At 57.9% G+C, this 23182-nt stretch carries 21 protein-coding genes; 12 read left to right on the top strand and 9 right to left on the bottom strand.

Annotation, left to right across the window (positions count from 1 at the left end; all coding sequences use genetic code 11):
- Positions 1 to 201: 201 nt before the first annotated feature.
- Positions 202 to 534 (top strand): hypothetical protein, encoded by a 333-nt coding sequence (locus AC1DUP_RS35865; protein WP_477837218.1) that lies wholly within the window; start codon positions 202 to 204, stop codon positions 532 to 534.
- Positions 535 to 558: 24 nt separating this feature from the next.
- Here the strand turns inward: AC1DUP_RS35865 and AC1DUP_RS35860 are convergent, their stop codons facing one another.
- Together AC1DUP_RS35860 and AC1DUP_RS35855 are read right to left on the bottom strand one after the other, a co-directional pair.
- Complete coding sequence (locus AC1DUP_RS35860) at positions 559 to 2433, bottom strand: AAA family ATPase (protein WP_477837217.1); 1875 nt, start codon at positions 2431 to 2433, stop codon at positions 559 to 561.
- A 9-nt stretch (positions 2434 to 2442) separates the two neighbouring features.
- Positions 2443 to 2898 carry a hypothetical protein gene (locus tag AC1DUP_RS35855; RefSeq protein ID WP_477837214.1) on the bottom strand — a complete coding sequence of 152 codons (456 nt, stop codon included), beginning with the start codon at positions 2896 to 2898 and terminating at the stop codon, positions 2443 to 2445.
- Positions 2899 to 3462: 564 nt separating this feature from the next.
- On the opposite strand from AC1DUP_RS35855, the gene AC1DUP_RS35850 reads away from it, so the two are divergent.
- The 9 genes from AC1DUP_RS35850 (at position 3463) to AC1DUP_RS35810 (ending at position 12645) form a co-directional block, all read left to right on the top strand.
- Entirely contained in the window at positions 3463 to 4233 is a 771-nt protein-coding gene (locus AC1DUP_RS35850) for a hypothetical protein (protein WP_477837211.1), read from the top strand.
- Positions 4234 to 4463: 230 nt separating this feature from the next.
- A complete protein-coding gene (locus AC1DUP_RS35845; RefSeq protein WP_477837209.1) occupies positions 4464 to 4853 on the top strand; it encodes a MerR family transcriptional regulator in 390 nt (129 codons plus the stop codon).
- Between the two features lie 347 nt (positions 4854 to 5200).
- On the top strand, positions 5201 to 5908 hold the full coding sequence (locus AC1DUP_RS35840) for a PIN domain-containing protein (RefSeq protein ID WP_477837207.1): 708 nt from the start codon (positions 5201 to 5203) through the stop codon (positions 5906 to 5908).
- A gap of 342 nt (positions 5909 to 6250) precedes the next feature.
- Positions 6251 to 6634 carry a hypothetical protein gene (locus AC1DUP_RS35835; RefSeq protein ID WP_477837205.1) on the top strand — a complete coding sequence of 128 codons (384 nt, stop codon included), beginning with the start codon at positions 6251 to 6253 and terminating at the stop codon, positions 6632 to 6634.
- Between the two features lie 12 nt (positions 6635 to 6646).
- On the top strand, positions 6647 to 6811 hold the full coding sequence (locus AC1DUP_RS35830) for a hypothetical protein (protein ID WP_477837204.1): 165 nt from the start codon (positions 6647 to 6649) through the stop codon (positions 6809 to 6811).
- Positions 6789 to 7493, top strand: coding sequence for a hypothetical protein (locus tag AC1DUP_RS35825; RefSeq protein WP_477837202.1), 705 nt, complete (start codon positions 6789 to 6791; stop codon positions 7491 to 7493). Before AC1DUP_RS35830 ends, AC1DUP_RS35825 begins: the two co-directional genes overlap by 23 nt.
- Entirely contained in the window at positions 7490 to 9754 is a 2265-nt protein-coding gene (locus tag AC1DUP_RS35820) for a hypothetical protein (protein ID WP_477837201.1), read from the top strand. Before AC1DUP_RS35825 ends, AC1DUP_RS35820 begins: the two co-directional genes overlap by 4 nt.
- 8 nt (positions 9755 to 9762) lie before the next feature.
- Entirely contained in the window at positions 9763 to 10779 is a 1017-nt protein-coding gene (locus AC1DUP_RS35815; protein WP_477837199.1) for a TniB family NTP-binding protein, read from the top strand.
- Positions 10780 to 10800: 21 nt separating this feature from the next.
- Positions 10801 to 12645, top strand: coding sequence for a TniQ family protein (locus tag AC1DUP_RS35810; protein WP_477837197.1), 1845 nt, complete (start codon positions 10801 to 10803; stop codon positions 12643 to 12645).
- Positions 12646 to 12822: 177 nt separating this feature from the next.
- Here the strand turns inward: AC1DUP_RS35810 and AC1DUP_RS35805 are convergent, their stop codons facing one another.
- Complete coding sequence (locus AC1DUP_RS35805) at positions 12823 to 13440, bottom strand: hypothetical protein (RefSeq protein WP_477837195.1); 618 nt, start codon at positions 13438 to 13440, stop codon at positions 12823 to 12825.
- A gap of 985 nt (positions 13441 to 14425) precedes the next feature.
- Here AC1DUP_RS35805 and AC1DUP_RS35800 point away from each other — a divergent pair.
- Positions 14426 to 15097, top strand: a complete 672-nt coding sequence (locus AC1DUP_RS35800; protein ID WP_477837193.1) for a response regulator transcription factor — start codon at positions 14426 to 14428, stop codon at positions 15095 to 15097.
- The gene (locus AC1DUP_RS35795) at positions 15097 to 16428 is read left to right on the top strand and encodes a sensor histidine kinase (RefSeq protein ID WP_477837191.1); all 1332 of its coding nucleotides are present in this window, start codon (positions 15097 to 15099) and stop codon (positions 16426 to 16428) included. The genes AC1DUP_RS35800 and AC1DUP_RS35795 overlap by 1 nt, the downstream gene beginning before the upstream one ends.
- A 288-nt stretch (positions 16429 to 16716) precedes the next feature.
- On the opposite strand, the gene AC1DUP_RS35790 is transcribed toward AC1DUP_RS35795, so the two are convergent.
- The 6 genes from AC1DUP_RS35790 to istA form a co-directional block, all read right to left on the bottom strand.
- Positions 16717 to 17706 (bottom strand): potassium channel beta subunit family protein, encoded by a 990-nt coding sequence (locus AC1DUP_RS35790; RefSeq protein ID WP_477837189.1) that lies wholly within the window; start codon positions 17704 to 17706, stop codon positions 16717 to 16719.
- 283 nt (positions 17707 to 17989) lie between these two features.
- The gene (locus AC1DUP_RS35785) at positions 17990 to 18178 is read right to left on the bottom strand and encodes a hypothetical protein (RefSeq protein WP_113309276.1); all 189 of its coding nucleotides are present in this window, start codon (positions 18176 to 18178) and stop codon (positions 17990 to 17992) included.
- Positions 18179 to 18359: 181 nt separating this feature from the next.
- On the bottom strand, positions 18360 to 20054 hold the full coding sequence (locus tag AC1DUP_RS35780) for a dihydroxyacetone kinase family protein (RefSeq protein ID WP_477837187.1): 1695 nt from the start codon (positions 20052 to 20054) through the stop codon (positions 18360 to 18362).
- A 136-nt stretch (positions 20055 to 20190) separates the two neighbouring features.
- Positions 20191 to 20679, bottom strand: coding sequence for a GAF domain-containing protein (locus AC1DUP_RS35775; protein WP_113309255.1), 489 nt, complete (start codon positions 20677 to 20679; stop codon positions 20191 to 20193).
- A gap of 341 nt (positions 20680 to 21020) precedes the next feature.
- Positions 21021 to 21821, bottom strand: coding sequence for an IS21-like element ISSme2 family helper ATPase IstB (istB, locus tag AC1DUP_RS35770; RefSeq protein WP_113356041.1), 801 nt, complete (start codon positions 21819 to 21821; stop codon positions 21021 to 21023).
- Entirely contained in the window at positions 21821 to 23107 is a 1287-nt protein-coding gene (istA, locus tag AC1DUP_RS35765; protein ID WP_477837185.1) for an IS21 family transposase, read from the bottom strand. Before istA ends, istB begins: the two co-directional genes overlap by 1 nt.
- Between the last annotated feature and the right edge of the window lie 75 nt (positions 23108 to 23182).

The raw sequence follows: 23182 nt of genomic DNA, 5'->3' as shown, positions 1-23182 counted from the left end.
CAAATCGATTGCGAAGGGCTTGTCGAGCAGGATTGCAGGGTCACGAACTTCCCATTCTTGCCTCCGAATTCGGACGTTAAGGTCAGCCTAACCGCTGCGAACGGAACTTCAAGGTCGATCGGATTTTACGGGATTGGTATCACGGGCTTTAACGGACGCCCGGATATGTCCTTGATCGCCGAAGCAATGGGAGCTCCCGTAATGATGACAGCAACACAGATTACGGCCGCCAAGGCCGAGGAACTCGCCCGCGCCCGGCGACGCATCGACGACTACCTCGCTCCACTGGTAGGCATTGCCATGATCGACAAGCATCATCGGGCGCTGCTCGCCCACATCAAGACGGCCCGCCAGACGATGACCCGAGCGTGCGACCTTCAGGGCGCCAAGCAGTGCGCGGAGGACCTCCACACGGCGTATACTCGGCCAATGGGCCACAGGTTCGCTATCCGGGCACTGGAAGCACTCGCTGAGCGCCCAAATCGACCGTTCGCACCAGTTATCGATCTTGAGGGAGGATTGAACCTCCTTTAATGCTCTATAGTGATCTCACTGCGATCATGGCGAGAAAGGCTTCGGAGCGACGAGGACCTCCACTTCCTTTCCTGTAACAACGCCTCGTTCCGCAACAGCCATGGCAACGCGTTCGACATCCTCCCGCCGCGCCTTGACGATTTGCGATGCGCGCTCGAGTTCAACCGCCAAAAGACGCTCGACTCGTCTTCGCAGAGCCGAATCTGCACGCCGAATCTTTTCCAACGCACTGGACGATGGTAGATCGTAAAACTGGAGCGCACCCAGCCCGAGCGAACCGAGCATCCTCGTTGCCATATCGCAAGCGCGCTGGAGATCAGATCCTGGCACGCCGCCCGAGCCGTCCTGGATGTCGCCCAACAAGACTTCCTCTGCAGCCATTCCACCCAACATCATCGCGATTTCGTTCAGATAGACTTGGCGGGCGCGGCTGCGCCTCTGCGTGCGTCGCCACTGGACGTGACCGACCTGGATGTCGCGATGCCCCACCTCCTTGGCGACCACGACCATATCCAACTCCCCGACCCCGAGTTCAAGGCCTACGACCGCATGCCCCGCCTCGTGGACACACGCTTCCCATCGTTCGTCTCCGGCGATAGTCGTGATTGGAGGCAAGAGGGACATCAGGTCACCGATCTCAACGTCCCTGCCCTTGCGCCGCGCCGCCCTTCTGGCGTCCTTAGCGGCTTGAGCGAGATCGGCGCCTGAATAGCCACTTGTCGCGACAGCAGCTTCGTGAAGGTCCTGGGCGGGCAGACTCGACCCAAGATGTAGTTCGAGCATTTTCCCCCGTGCGGATCTGTCGGGGAGCTCGATGGTGACCTCCCTGTCGAGCCGACCGGGACGCTTCAGCGCTGGATCAATATTCTGTGGATGGTTCGTCGTTGCAACCACGACGACACCTTCCCGTCCGGCCGATCCATCCAGCAGCTCAAGCAACGCGTTGACGACCTGGACATTGTAGTCGGCATTGTGTCCGCGGAACTGTCTTCGATCTCCAATTGCGTCAATTTCATCGATCAGCAACACCGTGGGGCCGGACTGCACGGCTTCGTTGAAGCTCCGCCGCATTGCCTTGAGCATGTCTCCTAGGTGACCTTTCGCTTGCCAGGCCCCCGTCGATGTCGCAATGAACTTGGCCTCGCACGACCGGGCGAGTGCCTGCGCAAACAGTGTCTTTCCGGTTCCCGTCGGTCCAGCCAGCAGGATGCCAGAAGCAACATCCGCCCATGGAATCCGCTTCTCGCGATAATCCTTGAGATCGGCGACGAGTTCGATAGCCCAGTCCCTCGCAGCTCCGTACCCCTCAAGCTCTTCGACACGCGGCTCCCACGCCGCAGCCTTTACGGGCTGCTTCGGCGGCGGCTCCTCGTGTGCCTGTAGCCTTCGAAGCACGTCGTCAGCTGGTCTACCGGGACGGAGGGCCAAAAACACAAGTCTTGCGGGATAGGTGGCCAGCTTTCGGGCCGTCTCAAGAGGAAGATCCATTGCTGCGGCGGACTTAGCGGCGGCCACGAGATGCCGGGCATGCATCGGTACCACGTCAACGATCTGGTCCAGTGCCACGACAAGTCCCCCAGGGAGTTCCGCGCCATGCTGAACCAAAACCACCACGGCAGCTTTGAATCGAACTTGATAAACCGCGTCGATGGTATCGATATCGCCCTTGTCGAAAGTAGTGATCGTCGTGATCACATAATTGTTGAGGCTGGCGCATTTCAAAACCAGCTCTACAGCATCCTTGTAGGCTTCCAGAGCGGCGTCGGGCGGCAGCCGCAGTGCGACAATTCGGTTCCCTTGAATGAATACCTTGCAGCGGCGGAGCGCCGTCCTGACGGATTGCGCATAGGTGTGAACTTCGATCGTAGATGCGCGCTCAGTGAAATTGAACGATCTCATCGCGCGCTCCTATCGGGCTACCAGACGGACGACGGTGTCCGGTCCAAGCAACTCGGTATCGAGATCGACTTCCACGTGACCCTTCAGGATCAGCGCGGCCATGGTTTGCATGGGACGGCCGTCACGAACTGCGGCAAGGCATTCCGCCAATGTAAGCGAACCGAATTCGCCGAGCGCTGCCTGAAGTCGGATTCGATCACCGAGCGGTGCATCGTAGCCCGCGTAGCGAATGAGGTCCTTGGCATTCTGTAGCCGCGGCTGCTTCCGGATCTCCGGCATGTAAACCGCTTCGTAGCGGTAGCCAGCTTGTCGTGAAGTTTCCTTCACCCACCAAAGATCTTCAGGCGGCCGCTCCCAGATCTCGACGATCACGCGGCCGTCGGTCTTCTCGACGAGGAAATCGATGGTGAACTTACGGTCGCTGTTGTTGTCGCCAAGCAAGAAGGTCGCGCACTGCCATGACACGACGTCGGAATCGAGATCCAGGAGGCATGCATAATCTCTAGCACTTCGCGAGCGATAGAGAGCTTGCCCAACGCATTTTAGCGTGAGGAAAGGAAAGTACGGACGATATTCAATGTAATCGCAAGCCTCATTGCCTGCGGAATGAGCTGCTTCAGTCTTCATGACCTGCACTCCAACGAGATTGAATCTGGTGGGCGTCGGGATCGGTCCCGAAAGCCGTTCAACCTATTCGTATCGTGGGTGCGAGGATATTGCTCATAACCGGAACATTTAGGGAACGAAATCGGTGCCGTCAAGTCTGATCTTGCCATCCGGGAGGGGATCCGTATTTCTACGCAGCCGCCCAGCGGGGCATTGCTTCGTCCACAGGCTATTGCGAAATCGATTGACTGAATCACGCAGTGAAGGCACTTTGGGCTCGGCCTTGACGCACAGGCCGGAGTGCCCATCACGCGAAGCTTATGCAGTGCGCTATCGATGACTATGACTGACACCGTTCCTTCGGACGGGTCCGGTCGGCTGTGGGCACCCGGTTGGATTCGTTACAACAAGGAATGGATCATCATGGCCACAGACATTCTCACGACTATCAAGCAAATCGCTAAACAACTTGCTCGGGCGCAACGGCTTCAGCACAGCACTGCGCTGGAAATCATCGCTCGGGAATTGGGCAAGCCCACCTGGCGGGGCCTTACCGAAACCCATAAGCAGGGTTGGCGTCCGACCGCCGCTCAGATCGAAAGCCTGACCAATCTGCTCTCCGACTATGCGGAACCTTGCCCGTCGGTCGGAACTGGTGACGGTCCCGATCTGGCAGGTCTCGGAAACGGTCTTGTCTTCACCCGCTGGCTTCCGGACGGTGTTACGCCCATGGACGCTGACGAAATCCACGGTGAGCTCGACGGCATTCCATTCTATTTGCTCGGTGACGATTTCAGCGTTTGCATCGGCACACAGGGCTGGGAAATCAGCCTTGATCAGCCGCCCTCAGCAATACCTAGAGCGCGACGCCTGAAAGGACGGACCAAGACAATTGAACAGCTCGATCCCCTCTTTATTGAACGTGCCACTCTGTTGCTGAGGATCCGAGCAAGGCGTATGCACTCCGAGGTCTCACGCGACTGRCCGCGCCGAGCCACGATGCCAGACAAGAATGGCCGGGCCTTGCATCCACTGCGCGAGGAATTGTCGGCCGAATGGCATTGCCTGCATTGTGACGGAGTGCATGACGGCCGCACCATGGCCGGAAACCTCTGGCACTGCACCGACTGTGGAGCGACGCCAATCGACATCTTTCAGGTGCCATGGTGGAATGGGGCGGAGCAAACAGTATAGCCGCCTTCACGTTACGGAATCCCGGCGGTGATCACCGGGCATTCCTGAATGGACCCGGCATCCCGAGGCACGCGCGATTGCTGCCTGAAAGAAAGCCCCAAGCGGCTGCCGCAAGAAATCGAATCCTATGAGACCCCAAGAACCGCAGGCGAAACCCCCTTGCTTTGATCTCTGAAATCCTTGAAATTCCAGTCCTGCGAAATATCCCGTTGGGGAAGGCTCCAGCACCAATGTTGACAATCGGTGAACTGTCTAAGGCCACGAGCACGAACATCTCGACGATCCGGTATTACGAGCAAACCGGTCTCTTGACGCACGCCCAAAGATCGCAAGGGAACCAGCGTCGCTATTCCGAAGTCGAGAAAGACAGGCTTACGTTCATTCGTCATGCGCGGGATCTCGGATTAACGATCGAGGCCATCCGTGACCTCATAGATCTCAGCGAGCGCGCCGACCTGCCCGACACCGATGCCAGCCGCATCGTGTCCGAGCAGCTCGCCACCGTGCGAGGAAAGATCGAGCGACTGAAGAAACTGGAGGCAGAACTGGCCCGCATCTCGATTCATGACAAGCGGGCCGACGGCACTCCGTCTGTGATCAGAGCGCTCGCCGAAGTCTGATTATCGACTACGCTCCAATCGAAAATCGTCACGTGCAATCCGAGCATTTTCGTCCTCTGGTGATAACAATCGCGCGTGGAAAACAAAAAAAAATGCTTGATTTCTCAAAACCATAGCTACAGCCACTGTAGAATCGTAAGCACACGATCTTGTTTGCACACAAGGTGCCGGCTACGGTCCAGTCAAGTTGTTAGTAATAAATTGAGCAGCAGCGCGCCGAGCGTCGCCGCTCTGACAAGTGAGCCCGCATGTCGGCGGGGAGCAATACCGATATCATCACATTAACAGAGGTTGGGGCACCAACCGCTTGCGCAGCACTGTTGTCTCATAATGGCTGAGGGGCTTTCATGGCGGATAATGTGTTTCTACTGGATACAGATATTGTGAGTCTTTTCGGTCGGCCAAGCGCACCGCCCGGACTGCGTCCGTGGCTGCTCAAGGTAGGCATCGGTCGTCTTGCAATCAGCTACCCCACCATCACGGAACTAATGCGCGGCGCGCACCTCCTGCGACAAGCGGATCCGGAGCGAGCTGAAATGATTGTCGCCTGGGTCAAGCGGATTCTTGGAATCCACTTTCCATCCCCTAAGATGAGCGCCCAGGTCGCAGAAGTATACGCACATATGACTTCGGTACCCTCGCTGCGCAGCATGTGGACAGTCCAGCGCCAGCAGAAGAGCAATCGCATGGGACACGATTTAATGATCGCCGCGGTCGCCATCACGTATCGGATGCCGATCGTCACTGCGAATGTGCAGGACTTCCAAAAGATCCACGCGTACTTTCGGCTACCGGGTGTCTATCATCCGATGGCTGAGCGGTGGTACGTGGAGCCGATGGGTCCCGTTACCCTTCCGCAGCTCGATCGCTCTGCGGCGGAACCATCTCATCCGCTACTGCCGACAATCGGTGACGATCGCATGCTGAAAGGATCTGTTTACGACAAAACAAGATTCTTGCACGACAGCGCAAAAATCCGATCGTCAAAACGGCCGTTGTCGATCTATACAGCTCGTCCGCGTGTCTCCGCTGTGGACATACGCCATAGGAACTGAAGTCGTGAAAGTCACAGTCATATCGATAGCTAGGCGGGGCGGCCGCCACTCTTCGAACTAGGGCATCGCCATGACTTTGGCCGAAGCCCAAGGCTCGGCCGTCCCCACTCGTATCACCAACGCGACCATGGGGCACCAATGACTTCTTCGAAGCACCTCTCTCTTTATTACTCAAGCAGGCGTCATGACGACGTGACCATTTCGATGCTCCGTCCGGCTTCCCCTCCGGCCGTCGCCGCCGATGGCTCTCCCAACACCACCAACTGACCCTTCCTCTCTAGCCGATTTACGGTCGCGCATCCCGCGCGCCGTGCTGAACTCTGTCCGGAAAGGATGCCTGCAATGCGCTTCGACAACTCCAACGTTCCGCTCTCCGCTTTCTTCCTCGAGAAGGCGTACGTGCGCCACCTCGATGATATCGACGCGGCCAACATCGTCCGCCACCATAATGGAGAGGACCTTTTGCCCTACACGTCGTTCGACGAATTCGTTGCGGAGTGCCGCGAGTTGGCCTTCGACACGGATGATGCGCCGTGCTTCGACGCCGTTGTGGGAAGCCTGCGTATGGTCGAACCCGAGTTCGACGAGATGCCGCTTGCCATGATGCTGCCGCTTCCCAAGCCCGTCGCTTCGGAAGACGAAAGCGCTGCGCAGCTCATCGATGCCGGCGATGTTTGGATCACAGAGCACGGCGTCTTCGTCTTCAATAGCGTGACCAAGCACTAAGGGAGGAAGGCGATGAACGCTCGTATCGGCATTGAGACCTATCACGCCCTCCGTCAGGGATTCGACCCCTTCAAGGTGTCGGATGTCCTGACGAGCTTCGCAGTCGTCGATGAAACCTACACAGGAGGCGTTGTCACGACGTCGGAAAGGAGCGGTGACATACAAGCTTTCGCCTGAGGAGTTGGCGGGCTTTGAGGTCACGTGGGAGATGCTGCCGACGGAAGCCCATCGCAGCATCTCCATGAAGTCTACGACGTCTTGCCGCCTCGTCGCTGCCTACCCCGGTCGCAACACGTACCTCTACTTCGAAAGCCTCTTCGAATTCGAGTGTGCGATGTACTTCTGGACGCGGCACGATGTCGTAGATGTGAGGACACAGCACCGTGTCTTCTACGTCGACGAGAACGGCGATCAGGTGCACTTCTTCGACCTGCGGGTGGAGTTCGCGACTGGCGAGGTAGTCCTCTACGCGTGCCGCCCCACGGGGCGCGACAAGAACGGAGAACTCGACAAGGCGTTGAAAAACATTCGTAACCAAACTCTGCGATTGCACGCGGACAGGTGCGAAATGTTGACCAACGAGCACATCACGGAAGCTCTTGTTTACCGGGCGCGTGAAATTCTCCGCTCGCGAAAGTTCAAGAACACCGCCAACTGCGAACGCCTCTACGAACTCGTGCGGGAGATCGGAAAGCCCATCAAGGTCTTCCAGCTCCAGGATAAGTTCGGAGACGAAGGCGCAGCTTGGAATGCGATGTGGAATCTCATTGACGCTGGCTGGATCGAACACCTCGCACCTGACGAGAACAGCACCCTGACCGAACTGTCGTGGGTGAAAGCAGTGGAGTACGACGCATGAGCAAGGAAGCGGTGCACTTTACGACCTTCCGGTTCGATGAAGCGGATCGCGTCCAGATCCGTGGTGTCCATTACCGCGTAAAGCCGAGACCCGATGGTCTCGGCTACATCTTCACCGACGTCGATCAGCGGCTGAAACCATACAAGCCGTCCTCATTGGAGGTAGCCAAGCTCATCGAGAAACGGCACCTCAATGTCGATCGTATGTGGTTCGCAGAGGATGACGCGGTCCGCAACGCTCAGTCGATCGATATCAGCAACCTGCCTGCCTACGCGGCCAGTCGCTTCATGATGGTCACCAAATTCCTCGAGGGGTGGGAAGAAGGCAAGTGGTCCAAAACTGAACTCGGAGCCCAAAAATTCTACGACGCGTGGGACGAACTGCAAGGGAAGCAGCGGGGCGGCACTGTAAAGTACGATTGGGATCCACTGACACGCGTTACGCCGCGCCAGTTCCTGAATCACGTCGAGAAGTTCCTTTTCAACGGCCAGAATCCTCAGTCGTTGATCCTATTGCATAGGGGAAAATCAGGCCAACCCTCTCCATTCGACCCCGTCCGAGAAGTCGCCGACGAATACATCGATATGATTCCTAACGCAAAACGACCGCGGGCTGCGAGGTACTTCAGCAAATTTCTCGAGGACCCCAGAATTTCGGCGCTCCCGGAAGAGCAAAGGCCAAAGAAGCGAACCTTCCAACGCTGGGCCGCTGATCGTTTGTCGGACGTCCACATTGCCCTAGCCCACAAGGGCGCCGACGTTGCCAAGGACGAGTTCCAGATGACCGGAGCCGGGCAGCGGAGATTCAAGCCGTTGGAGCGCATCGAGATTGATGAAACCAAGCTCGATGTGATGAAACTCCTGAAAGGAACGCGCCTCGACGGACTCATTGACGAGCAGACAAAGAAGAAAATTAAAGCCATGCGCTTCTGGGCGTCGATCGCAATCGATGTCGGAACGAAATCGATTCTCGCGTTACGAATTCTGGACAGTGATCCGGGCGGCCGCTCGGGCATCGAGACACTGGCGATGGCGGTCAGCCCCAAGGGCGAGATCGCGCTCTTCGCGGGAAGCGAATGTTCGTGGCCAATGAGTGGCCAGCCCGACATGATCGCGACCGACTCGGGCGCAGCTTTCAACCAAAAAAACTTCCAGAAAGCAGTCGTAAGCCTTTGCAACGCTCACCTTATCCCTCCGGTAAGAAACGCCCGGTATCGCGGAACGATCGAGCGCTACTTCCGAACGCAGAACCAGCGGTACATGGAACTGTTTACAGGCAGAACCTTCGGAAATCCTATCGCACGCGGCGCCTACGATTCAGAAGCCCACGCCTCCATGAATTTTGAGGAATTCGCGAGATGCCTCGTCCGACTGATCGTGGACGCGTATCACAATACTCCGCACGAAGGCATCAACAACATGACGCCTTTGGATGCCTGGACGACGATGACCGCTAAGTATCAGGTGCGGCCGCTCGACAAGAACCACGAACGGATTTTCGACGTGAACGTCTACGACCAGCACATCGGGCGCAACGGCGTGAAATTTCTGGGCATCCCCTATTTCGATAAGCGGCTTCAAAAAATCTACAACAACTATAAGCATCAGAAGGTCGACATCCGCGTCAATCGCTGGGATCTCGGCACGATCCGTATTTCGACCGCCACCAGGGACGGCTACTTCGATTTGAAGACGCCAATCCCAGGGTTTGACAATGTTTCCGTCACCCACTGGCGTGTCGCCCAGGAGTGGATGAACAAGCGTTTCTCTCACGAGGGACAGAAGAACCTGGCAATCGTGCGCAGGGCACTCAAGGCGACCGAACATGATGCCGAAGTTGCGGAGGAGAAGAACAACGTCGCCTCCCATCTCATCACCCAAACCGACCTGCTCAAGTTCAATCGCGAGTTCAAGTCCGACTTGTTCCAGCCGAAGGCGGGGCAGGACTGGGGCGACTACGTTCCGGCGGAACTGGAGGAGACGTCCGAGGAATTGCCGCCATCTGTCGCGGCGCCAAGGTCGGCGTCGAGCATCCTCGGGCCGACCGCGACCGGGCCACTTGACCCGGACCGCTTCGACAAGGCGCGCCGCGAGGCCGGAATCCTATCTCCCTCGCTCCCCGGAAAGCCACGGCAGCCAAAGCCCGCCAGCGGTACCGACCTAGATCGCGATGAGGCTCGTGCTCCGGAACCCACTCCGGAAAAGAAGACGGGAAAGCGGGCGCCCTTGTTCAATCCCGATTGGAAATCTGACGAAAAGTAGAGGCCCTCATGGACCATACCACAAATTATCATGGCGATCCCGCTCGTCTTGAGAGGGCAAAGCTGAACCCAAAGCAGCAGCGCATCTTCGACATCATGCAGACGGTTAAACGCACCTACATTCGGACCGCGAACGACGATGAGGTCCTCGTCCGGCTGCAGCGCATCGAACGCGGCATCGAGGACGAACCCGAGCCCGGCCACGCGCTGCTGATTACAGGAGATTCCGGCGCCGGAAAATCGACGACAGTAAAGAAAGCGCTGAAATCACTGACCACCTTGGTCAACTACGAGGACGAATACGGCGAGGAGATGAGGCCGATCCTCTATCTGGACGCGCCCTCCTCCTGTTCAATGACCGACCTTGCCAAGGAGATGCTAGACAAGCTCGGCTACGAGAGCGTCAGCGGAACCTGGGGCTCCATCGTCGGAAAGCTTCGCCGCAGCCTAAGGAACTACGGGGTGCGCCTCGTTGTAATCGATGAAGCGCAGCACATTCTCGAATCGCCTCACAACAAGGGTGCCGAGTTTGTATCCAATGCACTGAAAAACATGCTCCAGGACAATAGCTGGCGTGTTCACATTGTCTTGGTCGGCCTACCCAAACTCACTGATCTCTACGGTCTCGACGTGAACGATCAGATGAAACGGCGTACCGACGATTTCCACATCTCCTACAAGGAAACGCCCGACTACATCGAGTGGATGATCTACGAGTTCATCGAGAACCGTGCTGGACTTACGCTGTCCGAGGACCAGCCCCATGAGCTCGTCGAGAGATTGATCCACGGCGCCTGCGAGCGTCTCGGCCTGATCGCTGAACTTTTGCACCACGCCATCGAACATGCCCTCGAACAGGATCGTGCCGAGGTGATCACGGAGGACTGGATCGCTTCCTACGCCAGGCTCGCAAAGTGCTACGGCGACCTCGGGAACAACGTGTTTCATGCCGATGACTGGCGCGGAATCATCAGACCCGTGAACGCTGACGGCACCCTCGGTCCAGCCATGACGCGCGCCGAGTAAGAAACCGATGGGGCAAATCTGATGCGGTTGTTTCGAGTTCCACTATCCGACGATGAAAGCCTGACTAGCTTCTGCTCACGGTTCGCTGCCGCCAACGCCCGGACGGCTCACGAAATCTGCCAGGACTTCGGCTTCTCGTTCCGAGAGATCGTCGCCGGTGAAAACAACGCGATCCAACGGCTCTCAGTGCTGAGCGGATACGATAGCGATCTCCTGGATGCTGCTGCAGTCAAACGAAGCGGTGAGAAGACCGTCTGGGTCGCTGGGTATCCGACGCCACACATGTTCCACATGCGCGGCGTGCTGAAGTTCTGTCCGATGTGCTTCGCCGAAGACGACAGTAGGGCGGACTTGCGTCCAAAAACTCGGCGGTACATCCGGAAGGCGTGGTACTCACGCTTCGTCCGGACCTGCCCCAAGCATGAGACATCTCTTGTCTCGGCGGGAACGCACGGACAGCCCGATTTCATTCACGATCTCGTTTGGTCCTTGAGCCATATGCGCCGCGAGGTGGCGTTGGCCAGCAGACAGACCGAGCCCCGGCAACTCAGTGCATTCGAAATCTATGCTGTGGAGCGACTGAAGGGACTCAAGCCCGGGAACGACTTTCTGGATCCCCTGCCCCTGTATGTTGCCGGTGACATCTGCGAGCTTGCCGGATTGGTCGCGCTGCACGGCAAAGCAGTGACCGTTACTGACAAATCGGATCGCGATCGGTGGGCTGCTGGCGCCAAGGGCTTCGAGATGTTCGAGGAAGGCCTACCCGGCTTCCATAGGTTCCTTTTCGATCTCTTCAGCGAGCTCAAGATCGTCCGCGCGGATTATGGCGGCAACGAGTTGTTTGGAAAGTTCCACCAAGTCCTTGCGAACAGAAAGGATGACCCTGCGTACGAGCCGGTAAAGGAGGCCGCGAGGTCGTATGCATTCGGCAGCCTGCCGCTGACGGCTGGCACAATGCTTTTCAATGAACTCGGCGATGCAAAATTCTTCAGCTACAACGCCATAGCGACGAAATACGGAATCCAGGATAGGCTTCTCAAGAAGATCCTGCAGGTAACAGGACGGACCCAGACTATCCCCGGCACGGACATCCCCGCAGTCCCAGCCGCGGAAGTTGACGATCTGGTTTCGATGATCAGCGATCTCGTGAGGGCGACAGAAGCCTTTAAGATCATGGGAATTACGACTACCGCATTCAACAATTTGGTCGCCGACGGGCTCATCCAGCCCAAGTTTCCCAAAGATGAGGATGTTGAACTGTCTGCAAGATTCTCGCGGGCGGCAATCGTAGAGTTCAGAGATGGCTTGCTGGCGAGAGAGAATACCGACGACATTGATGGCTTGCGCTCCGTCTTCAAAACAAGTCGGACCCTGTCACTCACCTTCGGAACGATCCTGAGGCTAATCCGCGACGGGAACCTCAGGCGCGTTGGCATCGACAGATCGACAACTGGGATCATGGCGCTGATGGTCGACCCCGAAGAGGTTTTGGAAGCGCTCGCTGTGGCTGAGCCAGATATCCATAACCACACCGTCGGGGTCTTTACAGTTCCGGAGATGGCCGAGCGCCTCAACGCAACCACGAACTCTGTAGGCGCGCTTATTCGCATGGGTGCCATTAAGGTGGAGATCGTTCGGCACCCAAGAAATCATATGCCCACGCGTGTTGCCACCTTGGAGACGTTGGACGCTTTCGAGAATCAGTACGTCAGCCTAGCGCGCTGCAGCAAATGGACGGAGCAGTACCACGGGGCAGTACGGCGGGTTCTACAGAAAGCGGGGGTTGAGCGCGTGCCCGCGTTTGCAGAATTGAGAGAGGGTTTTTATTTCCGGGCGGAGGCTGAGGCGGCTTTACTTCATCGGTAGGCGACTGAGCGCTCGCGTACGGCACACGAGACGCCCGCGCTCTACTCAACCTCGGGCGTGACGGTGATTGCTTCCATCGAGCTCGCCTAGCTATTCCGATGGTGTGGCGAAACCTCAAAACTCATAAGCGCAAACACGCCCCCGAAGTGAACCAGACGGTTCGGGAAGGTGATCCAGCTACGCCACCATGAGCTGCGCAAACTCGCGCAACTGCGGGACGACGTTGGGCTTTTCAGGATCGACAATGTCTTCCTTGATCATCAAGGACACAGAGCCAACTAACTCCGTTCGTCCCAGCGAGAAGTCGCGCTCAACTCTTTCGACATTGTCATAGAATTGCGCCGAAAGCTTCATGGAAAGGCGCCTTGTGGGAATATCTCGCCACTGCTTTCGCACCGAAGCATACTCGGTAGATTTTTGCTGCAGCCTGTGGCGATAGACCGGGTCTGCAGCGATCTGAAGTATGTAGTAAGTCAGCAGCGGCTTCCGGAAAGACTGGGTCGTGGCCGGATTCAGAGTAAATGCAGCGAGATCCAGCACCTCAACCATCGGAGCGGGCAAGTTGACCTCAAGAGACTTTGGGGCACTATCCCTTGCCGCACGGATTGACGGCACCGACTGAGGCGGAACAGCAAGCACATCGTCGCAATGATCGCAGACGTCCACCAGAATTTGCTTCGCAACTCCGCGGCCGTCGTCAAAGGGCACGTCCCTATATTTCAGGGTCGTTGGCATGAAACGCGAGCAGGACTCACAGTATGCCTCGCCTTTGTCCCCGTACACGAACATCTTCATGCTACTTCTCCTGCCCTATGGACACTGATAAAGAACGTGGTCGGTTCCTTATAGAAAAATTTGATATACCAGCCATCACGTTTCAGAATATGGACTTTAACGGTTGGCTCCCCATGCAAGGCTGAACTTTCGTGATGACTGCCGTTGCACCTGTCTATCAGGTCATAAACCTCATCCGCTGAAATTCTGCCTGCCAGAAATAGATTCTTTGCTGCCAGGTTTCGCCTGGTTTCGTGACGATAAGTCCCATCTTTCAACGACCGCAACACGAGCGGCTTCACAGTTCTAAAACTCATTAACTGCACCCATATATACGAAATTTTTCGTAATCGTCAAGTTGATCAAACCGCTCTTACACAATTCAACTTAAGCGACACTAAACGAAGGAGACTTGGTGCAAATCCTGGGAGCTATAGGAAGACTAATGAGCCTTTAGGGGTCTTGACTATGGGCGACTGACCGCACGCGTTCGGCAACAACCGTAGGCGATGCCCTCGAAGTTGTATCGAGGGAATGGTGCCGCCCCGGCTTGCAAGCATGAAGTCTTGCTCGGAGAAGTAATCTGGAAACTTGGGGCCCAACGACGCCGATTGATCAATGAAATATGTTTGTGGCGCAATGAAATTTCCAACGGCGCGAAAGGGAAAAGTCCTTCACTGATTCTATGAGCTTATTAGCGTCAGTGAATGAAGAACCCAATGGCGCGCTACATTCAGGTCAGAGCAGACCAATCAGAAAACAACTCCAGGCGCGCAAGTGCCTGGAGTTTTTCGTTCGGAGGCGATTGGTATCTCATGGGATTTGCCAGGCTCAGACCATCTCGGGAACGAGTAATGACTATTGCTCCTGTGGCGAAAGGCGCACGATCATGCGATCTCCTTTATCCAACTCGTAGCGACCCATGACTTACCTCGTTCGAAACGCTCACGCCGTAATCCTGTCGCAATGGTCGTCGTGAACATAGGATCGAAAAGGTGGGCGAGACATGAAGATCCTGTTGGTCGAAGACGAGACAAGGCTGGCGGAAGCGGTTGCGGCTTCGCTTAGCAAGAAGGGCATCGCGGTGGACCACACCGCTCTTCTTGGGGATGCAATCGAGCTGGCTCGACAACAAACCTACGATGCGATCCTGCTTGACAGACGCCTGCCAGACGGCGACGGCATCACATTCATCCCTTGGCTACGAAGCTCCGGCGTCGTGACCCCGGTCATCGTCCTGACTGCCAGAAACGAACCGGCGGAAAGGGTCGCGGGCTTGGACCTCGGCGCCGACGACTATCTGGGCAAGCCATTTCTGATGGAGGAGCTTTTCGCTCGACTGCGCGCTGTCATGCGACGCCCGTCAGCCTTGGCAGAGCCGTCCATAGTCGCAGGACGGATGATCGTGGATCCGATCCGGATGGACGTCACGGTCGGCGACCTGCAACTCGACCTGCCTCGTCGAGAGTTGATGGTGCTCGTTACCCTTGCGAAGCGAAAAGGTAGGACCGTCCTCAGATCGGCGCTGGAAACCGAAATCTACAATTACGAAGAGACGATCCAATCCAACGCGCTGGACGCTCACGTGTCGCGATTGAGAAAACGCCTAACTGACGCGGACGCCGGCGTGTCCATCCACAACATCCGCGGGGTCGGATACCTGCTGAAGGAACATTGATGCGATTTCCGAATACGTCGCTGTGGTGGAGACTTAACTGGCAGCTCAGCCTACTATTCGTCGGCACTACGGCATCGGTGATCGTCGGGCTGTGCATCTACGGGGCGATGATCCTTTCTCCGAACGTCAGCATGGAGCGCCGGCTCCTGAGCGCCCTGGAAGGATCCCTGAGCTACGAACCTGGACGAGGGCTTCGCATCGAAGACAGCGAACGGCTCCGAGCGTTGAAGAATGATACCCCAAATCTCTTTTTTTACGCCGCAGCCCCGGACGGAACGGCAGTGGCATATGGAAATATTCCACCTGCCTACATACAGCTCGCCAAGTTCGTGCCGCTTATCAAGGACGCCGACATTCGTGGCACGGGAGCAACCGCCCCTGTACCGGCTTCAGTCGACGACATCGAGATCAATACGACCGAGATCCGGGTGCTTTATGGCGGCCGCAACGGAAACGAGTCGATATTCCTCACGATGCTTGGCGGCACATATAAGATCTACGTGCCCCTGCTTGCAGTTACCCTGCCCGCCCTCTTCCTCGCCGTGCCGCGACTGGTCAAGCGTTCGCTCTCAGGATTGAGCGAGGTCGTTCGGAAAGCGCCGGAGATCGACCCGCGCCAGCCAGGATCCCGGCTGCCAGTGGATCGAGTTCCGAGCGAAGTCGTTCCGCTTATCCACGCATTCAATTCTGTTCTGGAGCGGCTCGAGCAGCAGTTCGCAGCCAGAGAACGTTTTCTCATCGATGCCGCACACGAGCTCCGCACGCCAATCGCGGTCATGCAGACGCGTATCGATACGACACTGGAAGGAAGCACGCGCGACACCATGATGGATGACATCGGTCGTCTAAGGGAGACGGCGGAACAATTGCTCGACTTCGAACGGAGTGAGCAGTCTCTCGAGCCACATGAAAATGTCGATCTGGTGGAAGTCGCCAGAAACGTCGTCGCCGACCAAGCGCCGCTCGCCATAAGAAATGGATATGAAATCTCGTTCGACAGTGACGTGGACGAGCTTTATCGGCTGGCCAGCCGGTCGGCGATGTCACGCGCCATAGGCAACCTTGTGCGCAATGCGATCGACCATGGCGGAAATAGCGGCACGATATCGGTGCACGTGTTCGAAAACGGAGGAATCTCGGTCTCGGACGAAGGCCCGGGAATTCCATCAGCGCATCGTGACCTCGTGTTCGAACCGTTCTACAGGGTCACGCCTCGCAGCACAGGTGCCGGTCTCGGATTGAGTATCGTGAAGCAGATCGTGACTCGTCACCACGGGAGCGTAGCTCTCGAAGGTAGTCCGACGGGAACCAAGGTGACCATCAGCCTGTGACAGATACATTTTCCGTCCGATTCTGCCCTTTTTCGCATGGTGTCGCAAAGGTAGGATCGCAGGCGTCCAGCCAACAAGGTCAAGACAGGGCCTTGGCTACAGTGAAGTCATCAACCCACCAGCACGCGTATGAAAGACCGGTTCGAGGCGATCAACTTGGCTGCCACCCGTTCCGACGCGGTCAATGAAGGGGCAGTGAAAATGAAATGGCCGAACCATAAAGGTCCGGCCATTTTCCTATTGGAATAAAGATAAGAGCAGAGGTGCTCGATCTAGCTTTGGCCTTGCCTAGAAGCGGCGCGGCGCTTCCGGCTTGTTGCCGACGATGCTGTCGATGCGCTCCAGCACGTCTGATGTCACCTTATCCTTATGCGACAGAGCCGCGAGATTGTCCTGCAACTGGCTTGCACGCGATGCGCCAAGGATGACGGTCGAGACGTGCTTGTTGGCGAGGCACCAGAGAAGGGCGAGATGAGTGATCGACAGGCCGATCTCGTCTGAGAGCTTTGCCAGCTCGCGAACCTGTGCAAGCTGGGCGCGGCCGGCATCGGTCGACCACTTTTCCTTCAGCCATTCGTAGCCTGGCAGGTTCATGCGGCTGTCGGCCGGTACGCCGTCATTATATTTGCCGGTCAGGACGCCGGAGGCAAGCGGTGACCAGATGGTGGTGCCGAGGCCGATCAGGTCGTAGAGCGGAAGATAGTCGGCTTCGACCTTCTGACGTTCGAAGATGTTGTATTGCGGCTGCTCCATGGTCGGCGGCGTGATGCGCAGGTCGCGTGCGACGGCGTAGGCTTCCGTCAATTGCTGCGCGGACCATTCCGATGTGCCCCAGTAAAGCACCTTGCCCTGTGCGACGAGATCGTGCATCGCGCGGACCGTTTCCTCGATCGGCGTGTCGATATCCGGGCGGTGGCAGAAGTAGAGGTCGAGATAGTCCACCTGCAGCCTTTTCAGCGCTGCGTGGCAGGCGTCCGTCACATGCTTGCGCGACAGGCCGCGCTGCGTTGGCTTCTGGCCTCCCCAGAAGACCTTGCTGGAGACGACATAGCTGTCGCGGCTCCAGGCAAGCGCCTTCAGCGCCTCGCCCATGACGATTTCGGACTTCCCGCTCTCATATCCCTCCGCATTGTCGAAGAAGTTTATCCCATTATCGTAGGCGAGCTTCATGAGATCGACGGCATCGCCGCCATTGACCTGCTTGCCGAACGTGACCCACGATCCGAAGGAGAACTCGCTCACTTTCAGACCCGATTTTCCCAAACGACGATATTCCATCATGCAGCTCCCATTGGTTATGAAAATGGGCCGCCTCGGGACCGAGGTCGGCGTGGTGTGAATCAAGCAATTATCGATTTTTTGTACTCTATGTCATCGGCAACGATATGCGAAGCTCCGCCATCACAGGAAACTGCGTCCTTTCGCATCACCTCTGTTCATCTGACAATATTGGATCGCTTTCAATGACTTCAACGGCGAAAGCCGTCGTTTCCCGGTCCGCTGTGCTAGCGATCCAGCGTTCAGTCAACTTCGGAGCTTCGTCTGACGGACCGGCAGTTTGTCAATAACTGCAAGGTCTATCGTTGCCAAATCCGCCCAGGCACGCCGGTCGGAGCCCAAAGTCAGCGCTTCGCCCATACCCGACCGAGCCGGTCTGGATCGAACTATCCGAGCTCGTCGTGCAGGACGATGCCATGACTATGACGACGACAGCTGCCCCGGCTGCCAACAGTTTTCGAAATTGGGACATTTTATTTACCCCCATACCGATAACGACGACATCGGAACCCCATTACAGGCTCGTGTCATCGCTAGGGAAATAGGCTGGTCCGAAGCTCCGGAAACCGCGCGAGCAATCAAGATTTCGTCATTCATGCAGCCTGCAGAAATTCGCAGCCGGGTGTTAAACCCACCGGCTGCCAGAACTGAGACTAAGCCTCATTCGCCCCTATTGCCTTAAGCCACAYGGTCACTGCCACTGCACCACCGTCCGGATGACCGATAGCCCGGTCGCCGAGGTAGCTTGCACGGCCCAGCCTTGGCCACATCGCCTTCGTCGCTTCCGCGCCGGCAATTCCGGCGGCAATCGCCTCCTGCCAGGCTTCTTGGGTTGCCTGTCCCTTTCCAAGGTTCGCGATGAAGGCATCCGCTGCCGGGCGCAAGGCGTCGATCATGGTCCTGTCGCCGGGCTTTGCTCCGCCGAGGTCGGAGACGGCCTGAACGGCGGCGGAGAAGGCTTCGGCCATCTCGACTGATGTCGGGGCCTCAATGCCTGCGAGCTGGCGTGACGCGCGCATCAGGGCTGTGGCGTAGAATGGTCCGGAGCTGCCGGCAATTGCGCGTCTGACGGCATCGCCCATCGCCATCAGGCCGCCTGCGACATCCGCAAAGGCAGTGTCGGGAAGTGCTAGAACGGCTTCGGCACCGCGCGTCATGCTGGCGCCGAGATCGCCATCGCCGGTGATGCTGTCGAGTTCGGTCAGATGCGCTTCTGCGGCGATCAGGGCGTTCGCGATGTTGTGCGCCGCCTTCTGGAGCTGCCTGCCGGAGGCAGTGATCGCGCGGGTTTCGGCTGGGTTTTCAGCCGCCCGTGATGAAGGGAGCTCCCGGTTGCGATTGACCACTCCACCCCTTGGCCAGGCATCTGCCTTTGTCGGCGCATCGATCAGTTCGAGGAACCTGATATCGACATGCAGGATGGAGAGCGAGAAGCCCGGCATGTCCAGGGCGGACAGGAGCGTGCCTGCCCAGGCTCGTTCGACCGCCACACCTTTGCTCTCAAGCGCTGCGAGTGCAGAGCGGGCTACGATCGACAGTTCCATCGGCGGGGTCGCGCCGAGACCATTGATGAGCAGGGCGACGCGATCGCCCTTCTTGAGCTTTCCGTCTGCCTCGATCGTTTCCAGCACGATCGACACAAGCTGGCCGACCGGCGCGATCGGCATCCGCCGAACACCCTGCTCGCCATGAATGCCGAGGCCGACTTCGATCTCCTGTTCACCCAGGGAGAAACCCGGCTTGCCGACGGCCGGCAGGGTGCAAGATCCAAGCGAGATGCCCATGGAGGAGAGTTGCTCGGAAGCCGAGCGGGCGATGCGGGCCACGTCCTCCAGCGGCAGGCCCTGCTCGGCGGCGGCGCCTGCGAGCTTGTGGACCAGAACCGTGCCGGCGATGCCGCGGCGACGGTCGGCAGGAACGGTTTCCCGCAGCGCAACGTCATCGGCGACAACGACGATCTCGACGGGGATGCCTTCCGCGCGCGCTAGTTCCGCCGCGAGGCCGAAATTCAGGCGGTCGCCCGTATAATTCTTGACGATCAGCAATGCGCCGGCCTGGCCGCTTGCGGCCCTGATGCCAGCAAGAACGGCATCGGTGCTCGGCGACGTGAAGACGTCGCCAGCGACCGCCGCCGTCAGCATGCCGCTGCCGACATAGCCGGCATGGGCAGGTTCGTGGCCGCTGCCGCCACCTGAGAGAACGGCGACCTTGCGCTTGGCAGGTTCGGGAAGATCTGACCGGATCACGACGTTTTCGTCGGCCAGCAATATGGCTGCCGGGCTGAGTGCAACGGCCCCTTCCAGCATTTCCCGTACGACGGAGGAAGGATCGTTGATCAGCTTCTTCATGGTTCTCTCCCAACAACCAGCCTAGCCTGAACGCGAGCGCCGCTCGATCAGTGACCTAGCACGATTTCCCCGAAGGTGAATACAGGATCAAACTCGGCGAGAGACGCGGCGGCTGATCGTCGCCACACCAGTCCGCTCAGAAGCGGGTTGCCGCAGCAAAGATTTCCGCCAGGCGTTCGATGCCAGCCTGATCGTCGGCATCGAAACGGGCGGGAATCGGGCTGTCGAGATCAATGACGCCGATAATCTTATCACCGTTGCGGACGGGAACGACGAGTTCGGATCGGGATGCGGCGTCGCAGGCGATATGGCCGGGAAACGCATGAACATCTGCCACGAGGATCGAGGCGCGCTCCTTGACCGCCGTGCCGCACACGCCGCGGCCGACAGGAATGCGCACGCAGGCGGGCTTGCCCTGGAACGGGCCAAGCACCAGTTCCTCGCCCTTCAGAAGATAGAAGCCCGCCCAGTTGAGATCGGCCATCGTCTGGAACATCAGTGCCGAGGTGTTGGCGGCGTTTGCGATCATATCCGGCTCGCCTTCGAGCAGTCCCTGCAGCTGCTGGGCGAGCTCGCGATAGAATTCGGCCTTATTATCCACCTTGATCGATGCCGCCTGGAACATTATCACGTCCACTTCCTGTTTCTGAACCGCTGATATAGGCGGCCAGGCGGGTTTTGACAAACGGTCGAGCGGGAGCGCAGCATTGAATTGCGGCAGCAAATCCGATCAGATTTACGCTTGACGAAGACGATCAGAATATCGGCTGCCCTCCTCTTGCGCAGTGACGCCGTATGCCTCTGGTGCGCAAGCGCGGCACCGTGGCCGTCTGGAACAGTTTCAGGCGCCAACGGCCAGCGAGCCGGATCATGTGCTCATCGCTGATGTCTTCCTGCGGCATGTGGAGGATGTGTCAAGCGAAGTGAAGATTTGACCCCGTAGGCGAAACGAAGAACTGTCCCCCTTCATTGATTTGCTGTTTCGTTTGTCTCGAGCGCCGTTCCGGCCTTCTGCAGAAGGCCGGAACGGCGCTTTTCGCGAAGCCTGTAGCTATCACCTCGAATGGTGATCACTGTCGAATGGTGCAAAAGGCGGTCCAATATCGCGGTGGCGACAACAGGGTCTCCGAAGACGCTCCCCCACTCTCCGACGGATCGATTTGAGGTAATCAGGATCGATCCTTTCTCGTAGCGGCGAGAGACCAGTTGGAAGAACAGGTGAGCCGCGTTCGCTTCGAAAGGCAGATATCCGAGCTCATCGATGATGAGCAGTTTCGGTCGTGACAGGATCGTCAATTGCTTGTCTAGGGTTCCGTCGCTGTGGGCCTTTGCCAACATGGCGACAAGCGTGGCTGCGGTCACGAACTGGACATTGTAATTTTGGCGGATCGCTTCGCGGCCGAGACTGACGGCAAGATGAGTTTTTCCGGTTCCGGGTGGCCCCAAGAATAGGACCGTATCGCCGTGAGCGATCCAGCGGCAGGTCGCCAACTCTCTAATCTGTCCGCGATCCACCGATGGCTGTGCCTCGAAGTCGAAGCCGTCGAGTTCACGCACGAACGGGAACTGCGCCAGTTTGCTTGACATGGAGATGCGCCGCTCGTCGCGCCGTGCAATCTCGCGCGATACCAGGAACGCCAGTGCCTCGCGCAGCGTCATTTTCGAGCGAGCGGCCTCATCCAGCAGGCTGTCGAGTTGATCGCGGATTGCCGTCAGCTTCAGGCGATCGAGCGTCGCGATGAGTAGATCGTTGTCTACGGTTGTCATCACCAGCCACCTCCAACCACAGCCTCGTATTCTGCAAGCGGTCGCAGCAGGGCTGCTGGCGTCGTCTCAACTGGAGCGGAACGAACCAGCCCTTCGATACCCGCAACACCGACGAAGTGGGTCCGGTCCATGATCCGTTGTCGCCGTCCCTGGCAGAGAGCATGATCAGCTACGACATGGCCGGCGTGGCGGACGATGACACGACCCGCCAGCACAACGACCTGGACGCTTTCACCGATGAGACGCCAGGGTACGGAGTAACTATTGGTGTCGAGATCGATGGCGCAGTCTGCCTGCACCTTGCGCACGAGATCGCGCAGCTGTCCAAATGGTGCACGGCCTGACAGAGGCCGAAGGGCATCGACCTCGCCAGCGAAGCGCTCAATTGGAGGTTCGCCAGTCGTGCCGTGGTCGCGCTGATCGGCGACCTCACGTATCCAACGATCCAGATGTGCCTCGAAGGAGGCCCAGCTCTCAAACCGGCGACCTGCGATGGCGTTCTTCTTGACGTAGCCGACCCCGCGCTCATCCTTTCCCTTTGTCCGGGCTCGGTATGGAGCGCAAGCGCGTGGCACGAAGCCCCAATAACGCGCAAATGCCCATAGCCGTGCATTGAAGCGAACCTCCCGACTAACCGCGTCGTGATGCTCGACAAGCGCCTTCGCATTATCCAGCAGAACCTCACCAGGAATGCCGCCGAACCGAAGAAACGCGCCTTCCATGCCCTCGAACCAGTCGGTCTGTCCTTCTCGCAGTGAAGCACGTATATGGATGCGTCGGGAATAGCTCAGCGTGGCGACAAAGACGTTTACCCGGATTCGTTCATCGCCAATCCAGACACGCGTCTGCCCAAAGTCGATCTGCAATTGACGGCCTGGCGGTGTCTCAAACCGGACTGTTGCCCGCTTCTGCGCTTTGAGTTCGCGCCGCCATTCCCGGACCCGAAGCTCTACAGAGCGCAACCCGATGATAATTCCATGCTCGCTGGCCAACTCCTGCCGGATCACATCGGCATTGCCGTCGTGCCGGAAGAAGCGTTCGCGGAGCCAATCATCCAAGCCATCGAAAGCAGTGCGGCGAACCGGTTTTTTGAATGGCGCTACTCCGCCCTCCCGTAGATATCGGCGGACAGTGTTGCGAGCGCAGCCAAACTCTTTCGATAAGCGCTTGGCACCCCAGCCAAGCTCGTGCAGCCGCAACATTGCCACCACCTCATCTGCCTGAAGCATATCTTCGCCCTGCATTGTCCGCGACAATGCAGGATGCCCTGAAGTCAAGCTCATCATCCATCTCTCCTCGTTCTGAAACGAGGGGGCAGTTCTTCATTTCGTTAGGGGGTCAGTTTCTCACTTCGCCTGACA

The sequence above is a fragment of the Rhizobium sp. 01L419 genome (genome assembly GCF_056400025.1).
The sequence above is the reverse complement of the archived record's forward strand: the minus strand, read 5'-3'. Positions and strand labels throughout refer to the sequence as shown.

What these genes read in the sequence shown, in the direction of transcription:
- AC1DUP_RS35865 (WP_477837218.1), top strand. Translation starts at nt 202, where the DNA reads ATGATGACAGCAACACAGATTACGGCCGCCAAGGCCGAGGAACTCGCC.
- AC1DUP_RS35860 (WP_477837217.1), bottom strand. Translation starts at nt 2,433, where the DNA reads ATGAGATCGTTCAATTTCACTGAGCGCGCATCTACGATCGAAGTTCAC.
- AC1DUP_RS35845 (WP_477837209.1), top strand. Translation starts at nt 4,464, where the DNA reads ATGTTGACAATCGGTGAACTGTCTAAGGCCACGAGCACGAACATCTCG.
- AC1DUP_RS35840 (WP_477837207.1), top strand. Translation starts at nt 5,201, where the DNA reads ATGGCGGATAATGTGTTTCTACTGGATACAGATATTGTGAGTCTTTTC.
- AC1DUP_RS35835 (WP_477837205.1), top strand. Translation starts at nt 6,251, where the DNA reads ATGCGCTTCGACAACTCCAACGTTCCGCTCTCCGCTTTCTTCCTCGAG.
- AC1DUP_RS35830 (WP_477837204.1), top strand. Translation starts at nt 6,647, where the DNA reads ATGAACGCTCGTATCGGCATTGAGACCTATCACGCCCTCCGTCAGGGA.
- AC1DUP_RS35820 (WP_477837201.1), top strand. Translation starts at nt 7,490, where the DNA reads ATGAGCAAGGAAGCGGTGCACTTTACGACCTTCCGGTTCGATGAAGCG.
- AC1DUP_RS35815 (WP_477837199.1), top strand. Translation starts at nt 9,763, where the DNA reads ATGGACCATACCACAAATTATCATGGCGATCCCGCTCGTCTTGAGAGG.
- AC1DUP_RS35810 (WP_477837197.1), top strand. Translation starts at nt 10,801, where the DNA reads ATGCGGTTGTTTCGAGTTCCACTATCCGACGATGAAAGCCTGACTAGC.
- AC1DUP_RS35805 (WP_477837195.1), bottom strand. Translation starts at nt 13,440, where the DNA reads ATGAAGATGTTCGTGTACGGGGACAAAGGCGAGGCATACTGTGAGTCC.
- AC1DUP_RS35800 (WP_477837193.1), top strand. Translation starts at nt 14,426, where the DNA reads ATGAAGATCCTGTTGGTCGAAGACGAGACAAGGCTGGCGGAAGCGGTT.
- AC1DUP_RS35795 (WP_477837191.1), top strand. Translation starts at nt 15,097, where the DNA reads ATGCGATTTCCGAATACGTCGCTGTGGTGGAGACTTAACTGGCAGCTC.
- AC1DUP_RS35790 (WP_477837189.1), bottom strand. Translation starts at nt 17,706, where the DNA reads ATGGAATATCGTCGTTTGGGAAAATCGGGTCTGAAAGTGAGCGAGTTC.
- AC1DUP_RS35785 (WP_113309276.1), bottom strand. Translation starts at nt 18,178, where the DNA reads ATGTCCCAATTTCGAAAACTGTTGGCAGCCGGGGCAGCTGTCGTCGTC.
- AC1DUP_RS35775 (WP_113309255.1), bottom strand. Translation starts at nt 20,679, where the DNA reads ATGTTCCAGGCGGCATCGATCAAGGTGGATAATAAGGCCGAATTCTAT.
- istB (WP_113356041.1), bottom strand. Translation starts at nt 21,821, where the DNA reads ATGACAACCGTAGACAACGATCTACTCATCGCGACGCTCGATCGCCTG.
- istA (WP_477837185.1), bottom strand. Translation starts at nt 23,107, where the DNA reads ATGATGAGCTTGACTTCAGGGCATCCTGCATTGTCGCGGACAATGCAG.